The following is a 6,709-nucleotide window of genomic DNA, read 5'->3' as shown; positions in this document are numbered from 1 at the left end:
GGATTTAGGGACTCAGAATACTTTTTTCTGAAAATCAAGGCGGCCTTCCCCGGAAAGCCGCGATGAACCATAAAAAAGGCCCCGAAGGGCCAACAAGACAGCCGGTAAAGGCTCAGGCCGAGGCCTAAACCCAGATCATCAGCACGCAGGCCGCCGTGGCGAGCCCCATGCCCAGATTGAAACGACGCCAGCCGGTGGCGGTGCGGATGAGGCGGCGCACCTGGGCACCGAACAGCACCCAGAAGGCACCGGTATAGAGGCCGGTCACGAAGAAAATGCCGAGCACCCAGCCCGCGGACGGCCAGTAAGCCTCCCCCGCCAGGGTGAAGCCGCTGATGGCGGAGAGCGCCATCATCCAGGCCTTGGGGTTGAGCAGTTGCAGCATGGCCCCCTGATGGGCCGGGATGAGCGGCCGGTTCCCCTCCGCCGGGCCACTGGCGTTGGCCACCTTCCAGGCCAGCCAGAGCAGGTAGGCCGACCCCACCAGCTTGAGGCCGTCGTGCAGCAGGGGCAGACGCTCGAACACCACCCCGAGCCCCAGGGCCGTGGCCAGGATCATCAGGTTGATGCCCCCCACCACCCCCACCAGCAGAGGCACGGAGCGGCGAAACCCCTGGGCGGCCCCGGCACTGGTGAGCAGCATGTTGTTGGGGCCCGGCGTGCCACAGGTGATAAGGGCAAAGCCCGCCAGGGGGAGCAACCAGTTCAGATCCATCTCAACCTCGTTCAGATACGGCAAGCCTCCTAATATGCAGAGCCGACGCCCTGACGACAAGGTCAGCAATGCATTTTCTTTGCATGAATAATCAAGGTGCTGTTAATACCAGAGCATCACCACGCACAGGGCGGTCAAGGCACCCAGGCTGCCGTTGAGACGACGCCACCCCTTGTCCGAGTTGATCCAGCGGCTGAGCTGATGGCCAAACATCACCCAGGCGAAGCAGACCGGGAACCCCGCCATGGGGAAGACACTCATGATGCCCCACATGCTCGGCCAGTAGTCGCTCCCCGGCAGGCTGAACAGACTGATGGCCGAGATCCCCATCATCCACGCCTTGGGATTGAGGAACTGGAAGCCCAGCCCTTCAAGCAGGGTCAAGGGGCGGGCACGGCTGGCGGGATCTCCGGGGGCGCCTGCCACCGCGATGCGCCACGCCAGCCACAGCAGGTAAAGGCTGCCCAGCACCTGCAGGCTCAGCTTGAGCAGGGGCCAGCGCTCGAACAGCGGATAGAAGCCGAGCGCCAGCACCAGTTGCAGCACAGGCTGGCCCACCGCCACCCCGATGAGATGGGGCAGGGTGCGACGCACGCCGAAGTTGGCGCCGGACGCCGTCAACATCAGGTTGTTCGGCCCTGGCGTGCCGCAGGTGAGCAGGGCGAAGCCAAACAGGGTGGCATACCATTCGATGGTCATGGGGAGACTCCTTTCTCGCCACATTGTACCGATACAATGTGTGCTTGTTAGTTGTGTAAAGACTGATAATCACGCTATATTGCGGACAATCTTGGATCAATGGATTTATTGTCACCATGACAATCTGGACGCCCGACCTCACCCCTTTCGAGGGGCCCCTCTACCTCAAACTGGTCAAGGCCATCGAGCAGGCCATCTCCACCGGCATCCTCTCACCCGAGACCCGGCTGCCGACCCACAGGGCCCTGGCAGACAAGCTGGGGGTCACCGTGGGCACCGTCACCCGCGCCTACACCGAGGCGGAGCGACGGGGCCTGCTGGCGGCCCGGGTCGGGCACGGCACCTGGGTCAGGGGAGCGGCGGATCCCGCCAACGAATGGGTGATCCGCAATGAAGACAGCCAGCGCATCGAGCTGTGGCAGAACCTCCCGGTCCAGCTGGACAGGGGCGCCATCATCAGGCCCCTGCTCACCGAGCTGGCGCAGGGGGATCTCAACGGCCTGCTTGGCTATGACAAGGAGGCGGGACGCCCCGCACAGCGCCAGCTGTTTGTCGACTGGCTCGCCGAGCAGGGCATCACGGCGAGCGAAGATCGCCTGCTGTTCAGCCATGGTGCCCAGCACGGCATCATGCTGGCCCTGCTGGCCACCGGCTGCGTGGGAGAGACCCTGTTTTGCGAGGGACTGAGCTACCCCGGCATGCTGGGCAATGCACGCCAGCTCAAGAATCAGGTGGTGGGACTGGCGATGGATGAGGAGGGACTGCTGCCAGAGGCGCTGGATGCCGCGTGCCGTACCCGCCGGGCCAAGCTGCTCTACCTCACCCCCACCCTGCAAAACCCCACCACGGCCACCATGAGCCTGGCGCGACGCGACGCCATCGTCGCCATCGCCCGTCGCCACGATCTGCTGATCGTCGAGGATGACGTCAACGGCCTGCTGCCCGAAAGTGCGCTCCCTCCCCTGGTCAACCTGGCACCGGAGCGGGTCATCTACCTCGGCAGTCTCGCCAAGATAGCCTGCGGCGGCCTGCGGGTCGGCTTCGTGTTGTCCCCTCCCGCCCTTCGTAACGGCTTCGCCCAGGCGATGCGGCTGTCGAGCTGGATGGTGAGTCCGCTGCTCATCGAGCTGGCCTGCAAGCTGGTGAGCCAGCGCCAGATCATGCCGCTCATCGAACACCAGCGAAAAATCCTGGCGCGCCGGGGTGAGCTCCTGCGCCACCTGTTGCCGGGAGCACGCTGGCAGCCGGGGTCTATGCACGCCTGGCTGCCGCTGCCCGAGCCCTGGCGCAGCCAGGAGTTTGCGGAGGCCGCCAACGCCCTTGACGTGGGGGTCGCCAGCGGAGAACACTTCGCCGCCGGCCAGTTTGCCGCCCCGCAGGGAGTACGCCTCAGCCTGAGTCAGCCCGCCACCGACGCCCGCGTCGCCGAAGGGCTGGAGCGCCTCGCCGGGCTGCTGAGGGGCACGCCGCCCACCAATCCCCTGCTATAGTCATTGACCCTGGCACCCGAGGAACCTTCATGTCTGCCGTCCGTCCCGCCCTGCTGATCGCGACCCTGCTGCTGGGAGGCTGCGCCTCCCCGGCCCATCAACAGCTTGGCGCCGCCCTGAGCGGGCTGGAGGGGGAGCTGACGCGGCTGGAGGAGGAGTTAGCAGCCATGAACGGCCTTCACTATCAAAAAGCCATCGACGCCCCGGTGGCGCTGCGCCGCTATCTCAAGGCCCCCGCACCGACGTGGTGCCCGTGCAGAGCTGGCTGCAAGATGGCCCTCTGCTGCGCTACGACTACCGGCTGCCCGCCGGGATGACACAGCTGCCCACCGACAACCCCTGCCTGCGCTACGAGTTCGAGCTGCGCCGCCTCGGGCGCTTGGGCCAGCTCGAGCTCGCCTGGCAGGGAGAGTCGGGAGCCGGGGAGCTGCGTGTCCCCCAGCGGGACTGCCCCTTCTCGGCCAGGGGGCCCGGCCTTCAGTGATGCTTTCTTTGCCCTGCCCAAGGCTGGCACTGAGCCATTCCTGACCCAGGTGGGGTATTGACCCCCTCTGGCTCTCGCGGGAGAGTGGAGGCTAACTTTGAATCCAACCTCTCCACCCCCGACCGGCGAAGGAGCGTCAAAGATGCAGATCCTCCTCATCGAAGACGATGCCATGATGGGCTCGACCCTCACCCAGGGACTGAGTGATCTGGGGCTGCCCCCCACCGAGCTGTTCCACTGCAAAGAGATTGCAAGCCTGCCCGCCCTGCTGTGCCAGCACGCCTTTGATGCCATTCTTTGCCGCCAGTATCACCACCAGGCCCACGAGGGAGTCAGGCTGCTGCATGAAGCACACCACCTGGGCCTGCTCGCGCCCGGCTGCGTGCTCCTGCTGCTGGAGCAGGACGAGGACACCGGCCAGTTCCCCCCTCCGACCTCTATTTCGCCCTGCGTCTGGCCGTGCCCTTCACCACGGAGCAGTTGGCGCACAGCCTGCAAGCGCTGCTGGCACTGACCACGGTGACCCGCCCCCTGGCCACCCCCATGGCGCTCAGGGAGTGGCGCAGCGCCTGCGCCCAATGCGAGGATCTGCTTTACCGGCACGCCAGCCACAAGGGGCTGGAAGCACAGATGGACAGGGTAAAGGGCTACATGCTGCTGCAAGCCGGGGAACGGGTGCAGGCCGCCCAGCACTACGCCATCTGCACCACGGAGCACGATGCCTGGTGGCCACGCCAGGGACTGAACCAGGCTCTGCTCGGGCTGAACCGGGTGGAGAGCGCCCACAAGGATCTGGCCCGCAACCGGGAGCGACTGCCCCCCGTCATCCATCAGGCGCTGGTTCTCGCCTGCCAACTGCACGAGGCGCAGTGGGATCCGGCCTGGGAAACCTTGTCAGGCTTGCTGCAACGCTGCCCCTGGCAGCCGCAGTGGCGCCAGCTAGCCATCTTGCTGGCCTTGCTGCGAAGGGATGAAGGTCAGGTGCTGGCGCAGGCCACCGATTTCATCCTGCGCTACTTCCCCAAACAGACGTTTCGCCACTCTGTCGAACGCTGCCTGCTGGATGCGACCCTGGCGGTGCTCTGGCATCCACCGGGAGAGGCCAGAGTTCATGGGCTGCAGCAAGCGCTGGAGGAGCTCGGTCAGCAGGCCGTGACCCTGCGTGCCCACGAGGAGGGGCTGCTGCGCGCCCTGATGCTGGGTATGGATTATCGATTCGATGACGCCTTGATGCTGCTGGCCAAGCACCCGCCGGAGGCGGCGCGGGACAATCACCTCAACCAGTTGCTCGGGGTGGCCGTCAGCCAGTTCTGCGGGCTTCCCCACCATGCCCAGCGTTATCTGGCCCAGCTCGGCCAGTATCAGGGGCCGGTGGCACAGACCCCGCTGCTGCAGGGGCTCATTTTGCAGGTGGTCGACGATCTGGCGCGGCAACTGGCGCAGCGGGAGCAGCAGCTGACCCAGCTGCGCGAGGAGCGGCAACGGGCCATGACCACGGGTCAGCTCCAGCTCGCCGTGCAGAGCGCTCTGACCCTGCAGGAGCGATTCCCGGCCCAGGCGGGGGATGCCTGGCAACTGCTGGTATTGCTGACCCAGTGCTGGCCCGCCGGCATGGCGGCCCCGGCGGTGGCCCGCCTGGTGGACAGGCTGGAGCAGCGTCTCAACCACAGTGCCGCCTTCCTGGAACACCATGGGAACGCCTATCGGGAGACCCTGCAACAGGTGAGATCCCACCTGGCCCCCAAACTGCCGCCCCTCGGTCCCCATCAGGGCCTATAGCCATCCAGGGCGGTGCATGCCGCCCTGGCAGGTGCGTTACAACAAGCCCCGCACCAGGATCCCCGCGATCAGCAGGGGGGCGACCAGCCGCCAGCACCAGAGCAGCGCACCACGCATCAGCGGCGAGAGATCCGCAGGCACAATACTGTCCCCCAGCTTCCAGCCAAGCAGCAGGGTCAGCACCAGACCGAACAGGGGCATCATCAGGTTGGAGGTGAGGTAATCCAGCAGATCGAACAGGGTCTTGCCAAACAGGGTGTAGTCCGCCCAGGGCCCGAATGACAGACTGACCGGAATGCCGCAGGCCATGATGAGCAGGGTCAGGACCCGGCAGGCATTGCGGCGCGACCAGCCCCACTCCTCGGTGGTGAAGCGCACCAGGTGCTCCAGCATGGAGATGGAGGAGGAGAGCGCCGCCACCAGCAGCAGCAGGAAGAAGATCACCGCCAGCCCCTGACCGAACGGCAGGTGGTTGAACACCGCCGGCATGGTCATGAAGGTGAGGCCGGGGCCGGCGGCAGGATCGATGCCGGTGGAGGCCAGCACCGGGAAGATCATCAGCCCCGCCAGCACCGAGATGCAGCTCGCCAGGGTGACCACCCAGACCCCGGAGCGCAGCGCCCCGTCACTGCTCGGCAGGTAAGCGCCATAGGTGGTGTGTACCCCGAGACCAATGGAGAGGGAGAAGAACGCCAGCCCCAGGGCGTCGAGCACCCCCTGCCCCGTCAGGTGGGAAAAGTCGGGCATCAGGAACTGGCGTACCCCGGCCATGGCCCCCGGCATGGAGAGCCCGGTCACCACCAGGAGCAGCATCATCACGAACAGGGCCGGCATCATCCAGCGCAGCGCCCGCTCCACCCCCTGTTGCAGCCCTCCCTGCACGAACCACCAGGTGAGCCCGGCGAAGACGAGATGGGTGAGGGCCGGCCAGAGGGGATCGCTCACATAACCGGTAAAAAGTGCGGTGAGGGTGCTCGCCTCACTCAGGTTGAGCTCGCCGCCCACGGCCAGGGCCGCATAGCCCACGGTCCAGCCCCCCACCACGCTGTAGAAGCTGTAGATGAAGAAGCCACACAGGATCCCCATGTAACCCATCCAGCGCCAGTTCGGCCCCACCAGCTTGTGGAAGGCGCCGAGCACGCCGCGCTGGCTGCGGCTGCCGAGCAGGGTCTCCCCCACCAGCACCGCGACCCCCAGGGTGAAGCTGAAGAGCAGGAACACCAGCAGGAAGGCACCTCCCCCGTTGGTGGCTGTCACATAGGGAAACTTCCAGATGGCGCCAAGGCCGATCGCCGAGCCGGCGGCCGCCAGCACATGACCAATACGGGAAGACCACTGAACCTGGCTCATACAACCTCCGGGCAAGACAACATCAGTTCGATACTCCATGGCTAGACGCGGTGTGCGCCGCAACAAAAAAGGCCGCCTGAGGGCGACCTTTGCAATGAACAGTCAGACAAACGACACCTGCAAGGTCACCTCTCCAGGAAGGGGCTAAATCGGCCACAGAGAGCGATAAGGGGTGACATGGGAGGGCGACGC

General features: G+C 65.7%; 4 protein-coding genes and 2 pseudogenes. 3 read left to right on the top strand and 3 right to left on the bottom strand.

Going from position 1 to position 6,709, the window contains the following annotated elements; genetic code table 11:
• Nucleotides 1–124: 124 nt before the first annotated feature.
• Both OKC30_RS09410 and OKC30_RS09405 read right to left on the bottom strand, forming a co-directional pair.
• On the bottom strand, nucleotides 125–715 hold the full coding sequence (locus OKC30_RS09410) for a LysE family translocator (protein WP_010672906.1): 591 nt from the start codon (nucleotides 713–715) through the stop codon (nucleotides 125–127).
• Between the two features lie 102 nt (nucleotides 716–817).
• Nucleotides 818–1,414, bottom strand: coding sequence for a LysE family translocator (locus tag OKC30_RS09405; protein ID WP_039039402.1), 597 nt, complete (start codon nucleotides 1,412–1,414; stop codon nucleotides 818–820).
• A gap of 116 nt (nucleotides 1,415–1,530) precedes the next feature.
• Between OKC30_RS09405 and OKC30_RS09400 the strand changes: the two genes are divergently transcribed.
• The 3 genes and pseudogenes from OKC30_RS09400 to OKC30_RS09390 all read left to right on the top strand — a co-directional run bounded on the left by OKC30_RS09400 (nucleotide 1,531) and on the right by OKC30_RS09390 (nucleotide 5,167).
• Nucleotides 1,531–2,904 carry an aminotransferase-like domain-containing protein gene (locus tag OKC30_RS09400; RefSeq protein ID WP_048206924.1) on the top strand — a complete coding sequence of 458 codons (1,374 nt, stop codon included), beginning with the start codon at nucleotides 1,531–1,533 and terminating at the stop codon, nucleotides 2,902–2,904.
• Nucleotides 2,905–2,933: 29 nt separating this feature from the next.
• A pseudogene (locus OKC30_RS09395) lies at nucleotides 2,934–3,388 on the top strand (hypothetical protein).
• Between the two features lie 142 nt (nucleotides 3,389–3,530).
• A pseudogene (locus OKC30_RS09390) lies at nucleotides 3,531–5,167 on the top strand (hypothetical protein).
• Between the two features lie 36 nt (nucleotides 5,168–5,203).
• Here the strand turns inward: OKC30_RS09390 and OKC30_RS09385 are convergent.
• Nucleotides 5,204–6,517: a sodium-dependent transporter gene (locus OKC30_RS09385; RefSeq protein WP_041211033.1), complete on the bottom strand. Its 1,314-nt coding sequence runs from the start codon at nucleotides 6,515–6,517 to the stop codon at nucleotides 5,204–5,206.
• Between the last annotated feature and the right edge of the window lie 192 nt (nucleotides 6,518–6,709).

Source organism: Aeromonas sp. QDB18, assembly GCF_027705325.1.
Taxonomy (GTDB): Bacteria; Pseudomonadota; Gammaproteobacteria; order Enterobacterales; family Aeromonadaceae; genus Aeromonas; species Aeromonas caviae.
This window is presented reverse-complemented; position numbering and strand designations above follow the sequence as displayed.